This is a genomic window from Methylogaea oryzae (assembly GCF_019669985.1).
Lineage (GTDB): Bacteria > Pseudomonadota > Gammaproteobacteria > Methylococcales > Methylococcaceae > Methylogaea > Methylogaea oryzae.
Window position 1 is genome coordinate 2,332,547 of sequence record NZ_AP019782.1, and the last position, 14,996, is coordinate 2,347,542.

A 14,996-nucleotide genomic window follows, 5' to 3' on the forward strand; every position below is an offset into this window, starting at 1 on the left:
AAGGCATGTCCGCATCGGCCACGTTCGTACTCAAGCGCCACTCGGTGCTGCCGGGCTTCGGCATCACCCTGGGCTTCACCCTGCTCTACCTGGCGCTGATCGTGTTGATCCCGCTGTCGGCCGCTTTCCTCAAGACGGCGGCGCTGACCTGGGCGCAGTTCTGGAGCACCGTCACCTCGCCGCGGGTGGTGGCGTCCTACCGCCTCACCTTCGGCGCGTCGCTGGCGGCCGCCACAGTCAATGCCGTGTTCGGCCTGCTGGTGGCTTGGGTGCTGGCGCGCTACCGCTTTCCCGGCAAGCGGGTGGTGGACGCACTGGTGGACCTGCCCTTCGCCCTGCCCACGGCGGTGGCCGGCATCGCCCTGGCCGCCGTCTATTCCGGCAACGGCTGGATCGGCGGCCTGCTGGCGCCCTTGGGCATCAAGGTGGCTTACACGCCGCTGGGGGTGTTCGTGGCGCTGACCTTCATCGGCCTGCCCTTCGTCATCCGCACGGTGCAGCCGGTACTGGAGGACCTGGAGCTGGAGGTGGAGGAAGCCGCCGCCAGCCTAGGGGCCAACCGTGTGCAGACCTTCGCCAAGGTGATCCTGCCGGCGGTGTCGCCGGCGCTGTTGACCGGCTTCGCCCTGGCCTTCGCCCGCGCCGTGGGGGAATACGGCTCGGTGATCTTCATCGCCGGCAACATTCCGCTGGTGTCGGAAATCACGCCGCTGCTCATCATCACCAAGCTGGAGCAGTACGACTACGCGGGGGCCACCGCCATCGCCGTGTCCATGCTGCTGGTGTCCTTCGTGCTGCTGCTGCTCATCAATGTGTGGCAGTGGTGGAGCCGGCGGCGCTACGGCATGACGGAATGAACGGGGTACGGTGCGCGGTGCGCACCCTACCACCCAACGAATTCGAACCGGCGCAGGGTGCGCATTGCGCACCGTCTCCGCCCACAACCCAATCACTCTACCCCTCCCGCTAACCCGGGAGAAACTTGGAGAAACCGATGTCCCATAGCCTCACCTCGGCGCTCCCTTTGCGCCAGGCCGCCACATCCCAGCACGCCGTGACCGAACCGGTCGCGGTGCGCTGGGCGCTGACCGGCTTGGCGCTGTTTTTTTTAACCGTTTTCCTGCTGTTGCCCCTGCTGGCGGTGTTCGCCCAGGGCTTGTCCAAAGGCCTGGGAGCCTATTGGGACGCCCTGGCCGAGCCCACCGCCTGGGCCTCGGTCAAGCTGACCCTGCTGGTGGCCGCCGTCAGCGTGCCGCTGAATCTGGTGTTCGGCGTCGCCGCCGCCTGGGCCATCGCCAAGTTCGACTTTCGCGGCAAAAGCCTGCTGCTGACCCTCATCGACCTGCCGTTCTCCGTGTCGCCGGTGATCGCCGGGCTGATCTACGTGCTGCTGTTCGGCATGCAGGGCTGGTTCGGCCCCTGGCTGGACGAGCACGACATCAAGATCGTCTTCGCCGTGCCCGGCATCGTGCTGGCGACCCTGTTCGTCACCTTCCCCTTCGTCGCGCGGGAGCTGATCCCGCTGATGCAGGCCCAGGGCAACGAGGAGGAGGAAGCGGCTCTGGTGCTGGGCGCGTCGGGCTGGCAGACCTTCTGGCGGGTGACCCTGCCCAACGTGAAGTGGGGCCTGCTGTACGGCGTGATCCTCAGCAACGCCCGCGCCATGGGCGAATTCGGCGCCGTGTCGGTGGTGTCCGGCCACATCCGGGGACTGACCAACACCATCCCGCTGCACGTGGAGATCCTCTACAACGAATACAACTTCGCCGCCGCTTTCGCCGTGGCGTCCCTGCTGGCCTTGCTGGCCTTGGTGACGCTGGTGTTGAAAACGCTGGTGGAAGGGCATTTGCAACGGCCGTCCTAACCCTATCGTTCCCACGCTGTGCGTGGGAACGCCTCCGGGGACGCTCTGCGTCCCGTATTCAGGACGCGCAGCGTCCGGGGCTGCACTTCCACGCCGAGCGTGGGAACGATAACCGACTTATAAACAACGAGAGCCTGCCATGAGCATCGAAATCCGCAACGTGGTCAAATCATTCGGCGCCTTCAACGCCATCAAGGGACTGGACCTGACGGTCAACAACGGCGAACTGCTGGCCTTGCTGGGGCCGTCCGGCTGCGGCAAAACCACCCTGCTGCGTATCATCGCCGGGCTGGAGTCGCCCGACGGCGGCTCCATCCTGTTCGACGGCGAGGACGCCACGGCTAGGCAAGTGGGCGAGCGCCAGGTGGGCTTCGTGTTCCAGCACTACGCCCTGTTCCGCCACATGACGGTGTTCGAGAACGTCGCCTTCGGCCTGCGGGTGCGCCCCCGCAGCCAGCGCCCGCCGGAGGCGGAAATCCAGCGCAAGGTGCACGAACTGCTGGGCCTGGTGCAGCTGGATTGGCTGGCGGACCGCTATCCGTCCCAGCTGTCCGGCGGCCAACGCCAGCGCATCGCCCTGGCCCGCGCCCTGGCGGTGGAACCCCGCGTGCTGCTGCTGGACGAGCCCTTCGGCGCCCTGGACGCCCAGGTGCGCAAAGAGCTGCGCCGCTGGCTGCGGCGCCTGCACGACGACATGGGCATCACCAGCGTGTTCGTCACCCACGACCAGGAGGAAGCCCTGGAAGTCGCGGACCGGGTGGTGGTGATGAACGGCGGCTTGATCGAACAGGTGGGCACGCCGGACGAGGTCTATAACGAGCCGGCCTCGCCCTTCGTTTACCAGTTCCTCGGCAACGTCAACCTGTTCCACAGCCGGGTGCACGCCGGCTGGGCGCATTTGGGCGATTACCGGGTGGAAGCGCCGGAACACGCCGACGCCGAACACGCTCCCGCTGTCGCCTATGTCCGCCCGCAGGACATCGACATCGTCCGCCACGCCAACGGCACGCCCATGATCCCGGCGGTGGTGAGCCACATCCAGGCGGTGGGACCCATCGTGCGGTTGGAGCTGGACACCAGCGACGGCGAAGCCATCGAAGCCCAGCTGACCCGCGAACGCTTCCGCGAGCTGGAATTGCGCAACGGCGAACGGATATTCGTGCAGCCGCGCCATCTGCGGGTGTTTTTGCAAAACGCCGAGCCGGCCGCCGCCGGCGCCGCCTGAGGGCGGCGATTCCGCGGCTTGTCGACAACAGTTGGCTAGCAACCGCGCCGGCCACGTACAATAGCCGCCGTCGGGCCGGCGTTTCGGCGGCCCGACGGCGGCCGGCGCAGCGGCATTTGCAACGCCGCGCCCTCCCGGGCGCGGACTACCTGATGATTTTTAAACGAATTCGAGCGGAAACATGGCTAACGCAACGTTCAAGATACTGACCTACAACAACATCTCCCAAGCCGGCCTGAAAAAGCTGCCCAGCGACCAATTCCACGTCAGTTCCGACTGCGCCGATCCCGATGCCATCCTGTTGCGCTCCTTCGACCTGCACGGCGTCGCCATTCCGCCCACCGTCAAAGCCGTCGGCCGCGCCGGCGCCGGCGTCAACAACATCCCCGTGGCCGAATACTCCGACCTCGGCATCCCGGTCTTCAACGCGCCGGGCGCCAACTCCAACGCCGTGGCGGAACTGGCCATCGGCGGCATGCTGCTGGCGGCCCGCAACATCTGCGCCGGCTGGGACTTCGCCCGCGGCCTGGAAGGCGACGACGAATCCATCCACCACCAGGTGGAAAAAGGCAAAAAACGCTTCGTCGGCTTCGAATTGGCCGGCAAAACCCTGGGCGTGCTGGGCCTGGGCGCCATCGGCGTGAAGGTGGCCAACGCCGCCGCCGCCCTGGGCATGAAAGTGGTCGGCTTCGACCCCTCCATGACCGTGGAAGCCGCCTGGCAGCTGTCCTCCTCCGCCGCCCGCGCCGCCAGCGTCGACGATCTGGTATCCCGCGCCGACATCCTCACCCTGCACATCCCCCTCAACAACCACACCCGCGACACCATCAACGCCGCGCGCCTGGCCTTGATGAAAAAGGGCGCTACCCTGCTGAACTTCTCCCGCGCCGGCGTGGTCAACGAGGCCGACGTATGCGCCGCCTTGGAGTCCGGCCATTTGCACACCTATATTTGCGATTTCCCCAGCAACGCCCTGGCCGGCCAGCCGCGCGCCATCGCCCTGCCCCACATCGGCGCATCCACCGAGGAAGCCGAGGAAAACTGCTCCGTCATGGTGGCGGAACAGGTGCGCGACTTCCTGGAAAACGGCAACATCCGCCACTCGGTCAATTTCCCCGACGTGATCCTGCCGCGCGGCGAAAGCGTGCGGCTGGGCATCGCCAACCGCAACGTGCCGAACATGGTGGGCCAGATCACCGTCGCCCTGGCCGAGGCCAACCTCAACATCATCGACCTGTTGAACAAGTCGCGCGGCGACTACGCCTACACCCTCATCGACCTGGAGTCCCCCGTCCCGGCCGAAACGCTGGAACGCATCCGCGCCATCGAAGGCGTATTGTCGGCCCGCGTGACCTGAGTAAACTTCTTAGGAAGCGCTGATTAAATCAGCGCTTCCTGCGACACAGGGATGTGTCGCCCCGATCAATGGCGCTAAGCCGTTGATCGGGTCAGCTTTCGGAAAATCGCGTTTTCCGAAAGCGATCTCTGACAAGTCCGGGAAGGACTTGTTCGGAGTGTCCTTAAGGGGTGCGCACGGCGCACCTCGCACCTCCCTCGCCCTTGGGTGAGGGAACCGGCAACCGGGGGCCGCAGAGCGCCCCCGGACCAAGATTTTCGGCATTCCCCAGGAGGGCGTTCCATGAAGATCGGCGTACCGAAAGAAATCAAGGACCAGGAAGGCCGCGTCGCCATGACGCCGGCCGGCGCCCGCCGCTTCGCGGAAGCGGGACACACGGTTTGCATCGAAAGCGGCGCCGGATCGGGCTCGGGCTTTGCCGACCAGGAATACCTGGACGCCGGAGCACGGCTGGGCGACGCCGCCGCGGCCTGGGACAACGAATTGGTGCTCAAGGTCAAGGAACCGCTGGAAAGCGAATACGGCTACCTCCAGGGGCAAATGCTGTTCACCTACCTGCACCTGGCCGGCGTCACCCGCACCCTCACCGAAGTCCTGTTGCGGCAGGGCACCACCGCCATCGCCTACGAAACCTTGGAAGACAGCGCCGGCCGCCTGCTGTTGCTGGCGCCCATGAGCGCCATCGCCGGCAATATGGCGGCGTCGATCGGCGCGTATTATTTGGCGCGCACCCAGGGCGGCAAGGGCGTGCAGCTGGGTGAGGTGCTGGGCGTACGGCACGGCCGGGTGCTGATCGTCGGCGACGGCACCGTCGCCCAGCACGCCGCCCAGAGCGCCTACGGCCTGGGCGCCCAGGTGGCGGTGGCGGGCCTGGACCCCGCCAAAGGGGAAACGCTGCGCGGCAAGACCGGCAAGGATCTGGAATTTTTCCTCTCCACCCCGGAAGCCGTCGCCGCGCACGTCAAAGAGGCCGACCTGGTCATCGGCGCGGTCCTGCGCCACGGCGCCAGGGCGGATTTCGTGGTGACCGAGGCCATGGTCAAAACCCTGGCTCCCGGCTCGGTGGTGGTGGACGTCAGCATCGACCAAGGCGGCTGCATCGCCACCTCGCGCCCCACCTCCCACTCCCACCCCACCTACCAACTCCACGGCGTCACCCACTACTGCGTCACCAACATGCCGGGCGCCTACCCCAGGACCTCCACCCTGGCCCTCACCGAGGCGGTGCTGCCCTACGCCCTGCGCCTGGCCAGCCGCGGCTTGCAGGCGATGAAAGGCGACGAGGGGTTCGGCAAGGCGCTGAACGCCTGCCAGGGTTGGATCACCTACAAGCCGGTGGCCGAAGCGCTGGGACTGATGGAGCGCTATCGGGCTTATTCGGACCTTTAGGACCGATGGAAACGGCGGCGACGGCGTGACGCTTTACAAACCGGCCATCTCCGGCGCCGTTCTGTGTTGTTCCCTCGCCATGGCGGCGGCCGTTGAAGCGGAATCGGTCGCGCCGTTTTCCGAGTGCATGGACAAAGCCGCCGGCATCACCAGCGCCATGCTCGACTGCATCGGCGCAGAAACAAAGCTGCAGGACGCCCGCCTCAACAAAGCCTACCAGGCGCTCATGGCGACGCTGCCGCCCGCGCGCAAGCAGCAGTTGCAGGAAGCGCAACGGGCCTGGCTCCAATACCGCGACGCCAACTGCGGCTTCTACGCCGATCCGGCCGGAGGAGCCATCGCGACGGTGAACGCCAGCGACTGCTTCCTATCGGCCACCGCCGGCCGCGCCAAAGAGCTGGAACGCCTCAAGGACTGAGCGTGCCGGCGGCCCCATGCGGCTCAAGCCCTGCCACAGCCGCGCATCTGTTGCCCTGCGGACAGCACCTCAGCAAACGCTGCTGCGCGGCCCACAACCGGGCGCCGCCGCAACAGGAGTAGCCCGCGATAGCCGCCGGCCGCCGGATATTGGCACGCCACCTGCTTGAATAATTTCGCCGGAGACGGCGTGTCGCGGCCGTAAAGGAAAGGCCTTGGCGAGAGCCGCCGATGGCAACGCCGCGATCGTTAACGCCAACGCGTGCGGCCGGCGCTAATCCACTGGAAAAGGAACCAACCGATGACTACACGAAGCTTGCGCCAAATGGCGGCCCGGTCCGAACCGGCCGTCCCTTTGACCGGACAGTCCGCGCCGGCCCTGAACGCCGACCGACCGGCCTGCAACGAGACGCTCGCCGCCACCATCGGCCGCAACGTGCGCCGCTTGCGCGAGGAAAACGACTTGTCCCTGGAGCGGTTGGCGCGGCTGGCCGAGGTTGAGCCTGCGGCGCTCCGGCACATCGAGACGGCGAGCCGCGAACCCGCCATCGGCGAACTGTGGAAAATCGCGCGCATTTTTCAGGTGTCCTGCGTCAGCCTGCTGAGCGAAGGCGAAGCCGGCCCGGCCGTCGCGCAGCGCGGGCCCGGCAGTGCCGCCGAAGGCCGCCAAGGAAGCGGAGCGATCGTGCCGTTTCCGTTGCGCTAGGCGTTGGCGGAACCGTTCAAACGCGGCGGCCGCCGACAGATGCGCGGCCGCCTTTCGAAGCGCTAGGCGCCTGGATCCGAGAAGCGGAATTCCGCGCCGATTTGCAGTCCCAAAACCTCCGCCGCCCTGCCACGATTGACGGCGATTTCCACCAAGCCGCAGGAATTGCGGTACCAGAACGCCTCGCCCTCCGCCACCCGGCAGAAGGTATCCGCTTGGGGAATGCGGCGGCCCGCCGCCAGCAAGCTCTTCCCGTCCGACTCCGGCCCGTGGCGCCACCCGGTGATGGCGTTGCCGTAATGGTCGATATAAACCACAGCGGCGAGGTCCGTCGGCCAGCGCGACAGGTCCGGCCCGCCATATTCCGTCAAATCCACGTCGGCCGTCCCCTTGGCAAGGCGAGCCGCGACCGGGGCAAACAGGTCGCGACCATGGAAGCTGGCGGACAGCCGCGCCGGCCGCCAGTCGATGCGCCACCAGCGCACCTGCTCGGCCTGCACCGCCACCGTGTTGAGCAAGCCGTTGTCCGGCCCGACGAACCAGCGCCCGTCCGCTTGCAACACCACGGGCAGCCTGTCTCCGCCGACGCCGGGGTCCACCACGCCAAGGAAAACGCCGCGCGGCGGCAATTGCCGACTCAAGGCCGCCAGCAGGTAGGACGCGTGGAGCGGATCGGCGACGGGGGCGTCGCTGAGCAAGTTGATGACGTCCGCGCCGGGCGCCTCCAGGCGCAGCGCCGCCTCCAGCTGGCCCAGGTAAGGGCCTTGGCAGCCGTAGTCGGTGAACAGGAAAATCACGGCGGCCGGCGCGGGGCCTAACCCACGCCCGGCAGCAGCGGAACGAAGGTGGCCGGCTCGATGATTTCGGCGGTGAAGTTATTGTCGGTGCGCACGATGCGCTGCAGGTACTGCTGGCGGCCGACGCCCACCGGCACGATCATGACGCCGCCGGGCGCCAGTTGCGCCAGCAGCGCTTCCGGCACTTCCGTCGGCGCGGCGGTCACCAGGATGCCGTCGTAGGGGGCGAATTCCGGCCAGCCCCAGCCGCCGTCGCTGTGCTTGAAGCGGATGTTGCGGAATTTGAGGCTCCACAGCAAATCCTTGGCGCGCTGCTGCAAGGGCAGGATGCGCTCCACCGTGTAGACCTTTTTCACCAAGCTGGCCAGCACGGCGGTCTGGTAGCCGCAGCCGGTGCCGACTTCCAGCACGTTGGCCGGCCGGCGGTTTTCCAGCAACAGCTCGGTCATGCGCGCCACGGTGTAGGGCTGCGAAATGGTCTGGCCCTGGCCGATGGGCAGCGCCGTGTCTTCGTATGCGCGCTCGGCGAAACCGGTCTCCACGAACAGGTGGCGGGGAGTATGCAGTATCACCTCCAACACCGCCTCGTTGGCGACCCCCTGCTCGCGCAAACGCTCCAACAGGCGCAAGCGGGTGCGCCGCGAGGTCATGCCGATGCCTTCCAGGCTTTGCGTCATTGCGTCATGTTTCCTTGCAGCCATTGCCCCAAGGATTGCAAACCTTCGTGGCGGGTAAGATCGATTTGCAAGGGCGTCACCGATACGTAGTTGTTGCGCACCGCGTAAAAATCGGTGCCGGGGCCGGCGTCCGCCTCGGGACCGGCGGGTCCGACCCAATAAATATTGTTGCCGCGCGGGTCATGCGATTTGATGACCGGCTCCGCCTTATGGCGCTGGCCCAAGCGGGTGGCTTGATAACCGCGCACATCGGCCAGAGGAACGTCCGGGACGTTGACGTTGAGAATCAGGTCGCCCGTCAAGGGCTGCCGCTGGATGCGCGTGAGCAGCTGCAAAGCCACCGCCGCGGCCGTGTCGAAATGGTGCTTGCCGTCCTGCGTCACCGTGGCGAGGGATATGGCGATGGCGGGATACCCCAGGAAGCGCCCTTCGGTGGCCGCCGCCACCGTGCCGGAATACAGCACGTCGTCGCCCATATTGGCGCCGTGGTTGATGCCGGCGAACACCATGTCCGGCTCCTGATCCAGCAAGCCGGTGATGGCCAGATGCACGCAATCGGTCGGCGTCCCGTCCACCTTGATGAAGCCATTGGACGCCCGCGAGGCGCGCAGCGGGCGATCCAGCGTCAAGGAATTGCTGGCGCCGCTGCGGTTGCGCTCGGGCGCCACGACGGTCACCTGGGCCGCTTGGCGCAAAGCGGCCGCCAGGCTGCTGAGGCCGTCTGCGGCATAACCGTCGTCGTTGCTAAGTAAAATGTGCATGAATGCGGGGCAGTACGCGCTGAACGTTGCCGGATTTTACACGATACGCCCGGCGAATATCAGGCCAAAAGCATCCAAACCCTTAATCGAACAAGACCTTACGAACGGATGCCGCCGTCAACTCTGCTAAAATCGCGCCATTCCACCGCCGGATTCAGCCATGCACGCCCTGTCCCTACGCAAACTCGTCAAAACTTACAAAAACGGCCTGACCGCCGTGAAAGGCATCGACCTGGACGTGGAGGAAGGGGATTTCTTCGCCCTGCTCGGCCCCAACGGCGCCGGCAAAAGCACCACCATCGGCATCGTCACCTCGCTGGTCAATAAAACCTCCGGCACGGTGAGCGTGTTCGGCCACGACCTGGACCGCGAGCGGGACGCGGCGAAAAGCTGCATCGGCCTGGTGCCCCAGGAAGTCAACTTCAGCCAGTTCGAGAAACCGTTCGACATCGTCGTCAACCAGGCGGGTTATTACGGCATCCCGCGCCGCGTGGCGACGGAGCGGGCCGAGCGCTATCTGCAGCAGCTGAGCCTGTGGGACAAGCGCGACATTCCCTCGCGACAGCTGTCCGGCGGCATGAAGCGGCGCTTGATGATCGCCCGCGCCCTGGTGCACCAGCCCAAGCTGCTGATCCTGGACGAACCCACCGCCGGGGTGGACATCGAAATCCGCCGATCCATGTGGGAGTTCCTGCGCCAGATCAATCGCGAAGGCACCACCATCATCCTCACGACCCACTACCTGGAAGAGGCGGAAAGCCTGTGCCGCAATATCGCCATCATCGACGGGGGCGAGATCATCGAACACAGCCCCATGGCCGCCTTGCTCGCCAAGCTGGATACGGAAAGCTTCATACTGGACTTGTCCGAGCCCTGCGCCGAAACGCCGGCGGTGGCGGGTTATCGCCTCGAATTGCTGGACGCGCAAACCCTCGCCGCCGATGTGCCCAAGGCCATGGGGCTGAACGGCCTGTTCCAAGGGCTGGGGGCGCAAGGCGTCGGGGTGACGAGCATGCGCAACAAGGCCAATCGGCTGGAGCAGCTGTTTTTGGATTTGGTGGACGGGGAAAAACGCTAGGCTAAGGCGCCGGCGGCTCCAGCCTAGCGCCCTGCTCGGCCAGCAGCTCGCGCAGCACCGAGCGATGGCAACGCGCCTCGTCCTCGCAATAACAGCCGACGGAAAAATGGGTTTGATGGGACAGCGCGGCGAGCAGCGCGATGGCGTGGCGATTTTCCGGCGTCGCCATTTCGGACCGATACTGCTTGAAGAACGCGGCCCACTGGGCCGGCGTCTTGGCGTCCCGCGCCAATTTTATGGTCGCGGCGGCGGGAGCCAGATTGGGAAACCAAACGTCGTACCAGTTCTGCGCGGCGAACTCCGATTTCGGCACCCCGCGCGGCGGATGGCGCACGGTGCCGATGCGCATCCCCTCGCCCTCCGCCCGCTTGTCGCCAAGCCTAACGACGCGCACGACCATGGAACGCTCCTTAGCGGCTCAACTCCCGCCCGGTTTCCTGCAAATCGCGAATCTCCGCTTGCAGCATCAAACGCTGTTTTTCCATAAACAACAATTCCAACTCGCGCTTGACGCACTCGTCCTTGTCCTCCAAGGTGCTCTGGCGCTGCTGCAACTCTTCCTGCTCCACGGCCAGCTTGAGCTTTTTCACTTCATGCTCGTAACGCAGCTGCTCTTTCTGGCGGCGCGCCTCGCTGTCCATGGTTTCCCGCAAGCGGGCCTCCTCCACCTCCAGCTTTTCCCGCAACTCCTCGGCCGCTTGCTGCTCCGCCCGCCGCTCCAGCTCGCGGTTGGCACGCGCCAGCTCCAGGAGCTTTTCCTGATGCTCCAACTGCAAGCGCCGGGCCTCTTCCTCGTGGTCCAGCCGTTGCCGCAGGCGGCGGGCGGCTTCGTCCTCCTGGCGACGCTGCAGCACCAGATAATGCTCGCGCAGGCGCAGTCCGGCCGGGGTCAGGTGATCCACCGAAGTGGCGCTGTCGAAACCGGCGTCGATGCGGCAGTGGCAGCGGCAACGCACGTGATGGACGGCCAAAGCCACCTGCACCGCGTCTTCCAGCCGGCGCTCCCAAGGACCGCAGCCGTCCAGCATCCATTCGCCGCTTTCCAGCTCCCGCATCATCAGCTCCGCCTCGTCCACCAGCACCGGCTCGAACTGGGTGCGGATGAAACGGCTGACGTCCGCCAGGCATTCGGGATGGGCGCTGACATAAGCCAAGGTGGGCTGGAAACGCACCGTCAAATTCACCTGGACCTGGCACACGCCGCCCAGCTCTCGCGCCAGAGGCGTCACCCGCCAATCTTCGATGGGCAGATCGTAAACCCGATGGAAGAAGCGCTGGCGGAAATGCTGGGGACGCAAGAAGAGCTTGCGGTACGGACCGATCCGCGCCACCACCGCCTGGCTGCCGGCGACGAAACCGGCGTCCCAGGCCTCGTCCTGATGCAGGTCGAAGTCATCCATAGACTTTCTTCGCTACCAGTTGCCGTAGGCGCAGCTCGCCTTCCGCCGGGCTTTCGTCCGGCGGCTGCATGCGCATGCGCTCGGCCATGACGGGGTAAAGGTTGGGGGCGAACTCCACGCGGCGGTCGTTCACTTTGCGCAAATAACCGCGATTCAGCAGCATGGCGACGACAAACATGCGGTTCCAGTCGGAAAACCGCCGCGCCCGCTCCAGCTCGGTTTTTTCGATGAGGATTTCCAATTCGTCGTCGCGGTTGATGGTGAACTCGCTGAATTGGCGCAGCCCCGTGTAGGCCAGCTCCTTCTCCTCTTCGTTAAGCGGCCCCGGCGCCGAAAATTCCAATTTATAGGACAGCACCACCGTGAAGAAATCCACCATCAGCGCGCACGCCAAGGCGAACAGCGACACGTTGTGCCACATGGCGAAGGAAGGCTCCAACGGCCGATTCAGCTCGGTGAAGGACGGCAAGACCGGCGCCGGAATGCCGGCCGCCACGTATTCCGCGGCCAGCGCCTCGAAACCGCCTTGCACTTTCTGGAAAGCATCCAGCATAGCGGCGTGCACCGAGGCTTCGCTGCCCGGCCCCACGGTGAAGCTGCTCATTTTGGCGCGCAGCACGGAAATGAGTTCGTCCAGTTCGCCGAAACGCTGGGCCAGTTTCTTGGCGTCGGCCTGGGATTGGAGATAAAGCTGGTTGTAGTGCTCCCACACCGGCCCCTTGCCCACGTTGTTCTTGTAGCCTTCCGGCATGCCCGACTGGGTGCCGAGGAAAGCCGAGGTGGAATTCTTGTAGGCCTCTTCCACGCGCGCCTGCTGCTGCGCCATGATTTCGGCCTTGCGCTTGGTGATGGCGTCCAGGTACTCGTTCACTGCCACGCGCATGGCTTTGTGGCGATCGATGACCAGATCGTCTTTCTGGGAGATTTCGTAAAACTGGAAGTAGGAGAAGGACACCGATACGCACAGCGCCACCAACAGCGCGGCGCAGGTAGCCAGGTAACGCACCGCGTTGGCGCGGAAGTGCATGCCGGCCAGTTCCAGGGAACAGATCACCGTGATGGACTGTACCGCGACGGTCACGATCAGCGCGATCCAATCGGTGATGAAATGGGCCATGCCGTAGTAAGTGGTGTAGCCCGAGGCCAAGCCCAGCGACAGCACGATGGGAATGGACAACACCCGCAACAGCCCCACGAATGTGCTCTGCGCGGCATTCAATATATGCCCGATACCGCCAACCGAAAACGCCATGCCTACCCCCTTCACCTGTGCCGGCTTCTGCTTGCGCGTGATCGAAGCGCTTGTTCTCATGCCGGAATCCGCCGATTTATAGCACGAGTCGCCCGGGCGGCGAAAGCCCGGGCCGAAAGCCGAATCCGCTGGAGCGCGCGAACCGGGGGGAAAGCCGGCGATTATCGGCCGGACGCGCGGCGCGCATCGCCGCATCGAAGCCGATGGCGGCGCAAGCAGACCTTGCGCGAAGCCCCCGCCGGCGCCGTTTACTGGTATACTTGCCGCTCCAGGCGCCCCACGCCTCGCCCCGCACCATCCGCAACACTTCCCCAATCGTTCTTTATGCCATCAACTGAAATCACGTCTTTTGCCCAATTAGCCATCTCAGAACCCTTGCAGCGCGCCATTCAGGAACTCGGTTACGAGGCGCCCTCCCCCATCCAAGCGAAAAGTATTCCCTGCCTATTGGCCGGCCACGACCTGCTGGGCCAGGCGCAAACCGGCACCGGCAAAACCGCCGCCTTCGCCCTGCCGCTGCTGCAACGCATCGACGTGACGCAGAAACGCCCGCAAGCCCTGGTGCTGGTGCCGACCCGCGAGCTGGCCATCCAGGTGGCCGAAGCGTTCCAAAGCTACGCCCGCCACATGGAAGGCTTCCACGTGCTGCCCATTTACGGCGGCCAGTCCATGGACATCCAGCTGCGCCAGCTGCGCCGCGGCGTCCACGTGATCGTCGCAACGCCGGGCCGCATCATGGACCACATGCGCCGCGAAAGCTTAAGCCTGGACAACCTGGGCGCGGTGGTGTTGGACGAAGCCGACGAGATGTTGAAGATGGGCTTCATCGACGACGTGGAATGGATCCTGGAACACACCCCGGACGACCGCCAGGTGGCCCTGTTCTCCGCCACCATGCCGGAAGCGGTGCGCAAAGTGGCCAAGCGCCATTTGCACAATCCGGAGGAAATCAAGATCGCCTCCAAAGCCGCCACGGTGGACGCCATCGACCAGGTGTACTGGTATTTGTCCGAAAGCCAGAAGCTGGAAGCCCTCACCCGCCTGCTGGAGGTGGAGGACTTCGACGCCATGATCATCTTCGTGCGCACCAAGACCGCCACGGTGGAATTGGCGGAAAAGCTGGAAGCGCGCGGCTACTCCGCCTCGCCCCTCAACGGCGACATGAACCAGCAGTTGCGCGAGCGCACCATCGACCGCCTGAAGAAAAAGGCGCTGGACGTGGTGGTGGCCACCGACGTGGCGGCCCGCGGCCTGGACGTGGAACGCATGAGCCACGTGGTCAACTACGACATCCCCTACGACACCGAAGCCTACATCCACCGCATCGGCCGCACCGGCCGCGCCGGACGCAAGGGCAAAGCCATCCTGTTCGTCACCAACCGCGAACGCCGCTTGCTGGGCGCCATCGAAAAAGCCACCCGCAAGCCCATCAAGGAAATGCAGCTGCCCAGCCGCCACGCCGTGGCCGAGCGCCGCATCGAGCAGTTCAAGCAGATGCTGTCCACCATCGTCGAAGACGAGGATCTGGCTTTTTTCCGCGACACCGTCACCGACATCGCCCGCGAACAAGGCCTGGAAGTGCTCGACATCGCCGCCGCCCTCACCTGGCAAGCCCAACGGGAACGCCCCTTCATCGTCGAAGACAGCGTTACCGCGCCGCCGCCGAAAGCGCCCACGCGCGAATTCCGCGAGCGGGACAGGGATCGGGACCGCGACTACGGCGATGCCGACAAAAAGCGTAAGAAAAAGGACAAAATCCGCGAAATGGACGCGGACTCCGCCCGTTACCGCATCGAAGTGGGCCGCGAGCACGGCGTGAACCCCAAGGACATCGTCGGCGCCATCGCCAACGAAGGCGGCATTCCCGGCAAGCGCATCGGCCACATCAAGCTGCACGACACCTACAGCTTCGTGGACCTGCCGGCCGACCTGCCGGCGCAGACCGTCAAGGTTCTGCAAAAGCTGTGGGTGCGCAACCGGCAGCTGAACCTGCGGCTGGTCGACTAACCGTCTCCCCCGTCCGCCTTTCGGCGTTCCCACGCCCGCCGTGGGAACGCAGCCGGCGGCGCGCCC

General features: G+C 65.4%; 15 protein-coding genes. 9 read left to right on the forward strand and 6 right to left on the reverse strand.

Features of this window, described 5'->3' with window-relative positions; all coding sequences use genetic code 11:
* The first annotated feature begins 5 nt into the window (after window positions 1-5).
* The 7 genes from cysT (at window position 6) to K5607_RS10185 (ending at window position 6,958) form a co-directional block, all read left to right on the forward strand.
* Window positions 6-857, forward strand: coding sequence for a sulfate ABC transporter permease subunit CysT (gene cysT, locus K5607_RS10155; protein WP_221046950.1), 852 nt, complete (start codon window positions 6-8; stop codon window positions 855-857).
* A gap of 137 nt (window positions 858-994) precedes the next feature.
* Window positions 995-1,864 carry a sulfate ABC transporter permease subunit CysW gene (gene cysW / locus K5607_RS10160; RefSeq protein WP_221046951.1) on the forward strand — a complete coding sequence of 290 codons (870 nt, stop codon included), beginning with the start codon at window positions 995-997 and terminating at the stop codon, window positions 1,862-1,864.
* Between the two features lie 139 nt (window positions 1,865-2,003).
* Window positions 2,004-3,089, forward strand: a complete 1,086-nt coding sequence (locus K5607_RS10165) for a sulfate/molybdate ABC transporter ATP-binding protein (RefSeq protein WP_221046952.1) — start codon at window positions 2,004-2,006, stop codon at window positions 3,087-3,089.
* Window positions 3,090-3,270: 181 nt separating this feature from the next.
* Window positions 3,271-4,446: a phosphoglycerate dehydrogenase gene (locus tag K5607_RS10170; RefSeq protein WP_221046953.1), complete on the forward strand. Its 1,176-nt coding sequence runs from the start codon at window positions 3,271-3,273 to the stop codon at window positions 4,444-4,446.
* Window positions 4,447-4,728: 282 nt separating this feature from the next.
* The gene (gene ald / locus K5607_RS10175) at window positions 4,729-5,835 is read left to right on the forward strand and encodes an alanine dehydrogenase (protein WP_221046954.1); all 1,107 of its coding nucleotides are present in this window, start codon (window positions 4,729-4,731) and stop codon (window positions 5,833-5,835) included.
* Between the two features lie 25 nt (window positions 5,836-5,860).
* Window positions 5,861-6,253, forward strand: a complete 393-nt coding sequence (locus K5607_RS10180; protein WP_246598826.1) for a lysozyme inhibitor LprI family protein — start codon at window positions 5,861-5,863, stop codon at window positions 6,251-6,253.
* 300 nt (window positions 6,254-6,553) lie between these two features.
* Window positions 6,554-6,958 (forward strand): helix-turn-helix domain-containing protein, encoded by a 405-nt coding sequence (locus K5607_RS10185; protein WP_221046955.1) that lies wholly within the window; start codon window positions 6,554-6,556, stop codon window positions 6,956-6,958.
* A 62-nt stretch (window positions 6,959-7,020) separates the two neighbouring features.
* Here K5607_RS10185 and K5607_RS10190 read toward each other — a convergent pair whose 3' ends face one another.
* The 3 genes from K5607_RS10190 to surE are packed head-to-tail and all read right to left on the reverse strand — an operon-like array spanning window position 7,021 to window position 9,193.
* Window positions 7,021-7,755, reverse strand: coding sequence for an SAM hydrolase/SAM-dependent halogenase family protein (locus tag K5607_RS10190; protein ID WP_221046956.1), 735 nt, complete (start codon window positions 7,753-7,755; stop codon window positions 7,021-7,023).
* Window positions 7,756-7,772: 17 nt separating this feature from the next.
* Window positions 7,773-8,432 carry a protein-L-isoaspartate(D-aspartate) O-methyltransferase gene (locus K5607_RS10195; RefSeq protein WP_221046957.1) on the reverse strand — a complete coding sequence of 220 codons (660 nt, stop codon included), beginning with the start codon at window positions 8,430-8,432 and terminating at the stop codon, window positions 7,773-7,775.
* Window positions 8,429-9,193, reverse strand: coding sequence for a 5'/3'-nucleotidase SurE (gene surE / locus K5607_RS10200; protein WP_221046958.1), 765 nt, complete (start codon window positions 9,191-9,193; stop codon window positions 8,429-8,431). Before surE ends, K5607_RS10195 begins: the two co-directional genes overlap by 4 nt.
* 160 nt (window positions 9,194-9,353) lie before the next feature.
* On the opposite strand from surE, the gene K5607_RS10205 reads away from it, so the two are divergent.
* Window positions 9,354-10,271, forward strand: coding sequence for an ABC transporter ATP-binding protein (locus K5607_RS10205; protein WP_221046959.1), 918 nt, complete (start codon window positions 9,354-9,356; stop codon window positions 10,269-10,271).
* A 1-nt stretch (window position 10,272) separates the two neighbouring features.
* Here K5607_RS10205 and K5607_RS10210 read toward each other — a convergent pair whose 3' ends face one another.
* From K5607_RS10210 to K5607_RS10220, 3 genes are read right to left on the reverse strand one after another with little or no spacing between them, the layout of a single operon-like run.
* Window positions 10,273-10,671 (reverse strand): DUF488 domain-containing protein, encoded by a 399-nt coding sequence (locus K5607_RS10210; protein ID WP_054774309.1) that lies wholly within the window; start codon window positions 10,669-10,671, stop codon window positions 10,273-10,275.
* A 10-nt stretch (window positions 10,672-10,681) separates the two neighbouring features.
* Window positions 10,682-11,671 (reverse strand): hypothetical protein, encoded by a 990-nt coding sequence (locus tag K5607_RS10215; protein WP_054774308.1) that lies wholly within the window; start codon window positions 11,669-11,671, stop codon window positions 10,682-10,684.
* Window positions 11,664-12,983: a hypothetical protein gene (locus K5607_RS10220; protein WP_176569419.1), complete on the reverse strand. Its 1,320-nt coding sequence runs from the start codon at window positions 12,981-12,983 to the stop codon at window positions 11,664-11,666. The genes K5607_RS10215 and K5607_RS10220 overlap by 8 nt, the downstream gene beginning before the upstream one ends.
* 264 nt (window positions 12,984-13,247) lie before the next feature.
* On the opposite strand from K5607_RS10220, the gene K5607_RS10225 reads away from it, so the two are divergent.
* Window positions 13,248-14,930: a DEAD/DEAH box helicase gene (locus tag K5607_RS10225; RefSeq protein ID WP_221046960.1), complete on the forward strand. Its 1,683-nt coding sequence runs from the start codon at window positions 13,248-13,250 to the stop codon at window positions 14,928-14,930.
* Window positions 14,931-14,996 lie beyond the last annotated feature (66 nt).

Excerpts from the sequence above, each read along its gene's own strand:
- ald (WP_221046954.1), top strand. The coding sequence starts at position 4,729 with ATGAAGATCGGCGTACCGAAAGAAATCAAGGACCAGGAAGGCCGCGTC.
- K5607_RS10210 (WP_054774309.1), bottom strand. The coding sequence starts at position 10,671 with ATGGTCGTGCGCGTCGTTAGGCTTGGCGACAAGCGGGCGGAGGGCGAG.
- K5607_RS10215 (WP_054774308.1), bottom strand. The coding sequence starts at position 11,671 with ATGGATGACTTCGACCTGCATCAGGACGAGGCCTGGGACGCCGGTTTC.
- cysW (WP_221046951.1), top strand. The coding sequence starts at position 995 with ATGTCCCATAGCCTCACCTCGGCGCTCCCTTTGCGCCAGGCCGCCACA.
- surE (WP_221046958.1), bottom strand. The coding sequence starts at position 9,193 with ATGCACATTTTACTTAGCAACGACGACGGTTATGCCGCAGACGGCCTC.
- K5607_RS10170 (WP_221046953.1), top strand. The coding sequence starts at position 3,271 with ATGGCTAACGCAACGTTCAAGATACTGACCTACAACAACATCTCCCAA.
- K5607_RS10220 (WP_176569419.1), bottom strand. The coding sequence starts at position 12,983 with ATGAGAACAAGCGCTTCGATCACGCGCAAGCAGAAGCCGGCACAGGTG.
- K5607_RS10185 (WP_221046955.1), top strand. The coding sequence starts at position 6,554 with ATGACTACACGAAGCTTGCGCCAAATGGCGGCCCGGTCCGAACCGGCC.
- K5607_RS10205 (WP_221046959.1), top strand. The coding sequence starts at position 9,354 with ATGCACGCCCTGTCCCTACGCAAACTCGTCAAAACTTACAAAAACGGC.
- cysT (WP_221046950.1), top strand. The coding sequence starts at position 6 with ATGTCCGCATCGGCCACGTTCGTACTCAAGCGCCACTCGGTGCTGCCG.
- K5607_RS10165 (WP_221046952.1), top strand. The coding sequence starts at position 2,004 with ATGAGCATCGAAATCCGCAACGTGGTCAAATCATTCGGCGCCTTCAAC.
- K5607_RS10195 (WP_221046957.1), bottom strand. The coding sequence starts at position 8,432 with ATGACGCAAAGCCTGGAAGGCATCGGCATGACCTCGCGGCGCACCCGC.
- K5607_RS10225 (WP_221046960.1), top strand. The coding sequence starts at position 13,248 with ATGCCATCAACTGAAATCACGTCTTTTGCCCAATTAGCCATCTCAGAA.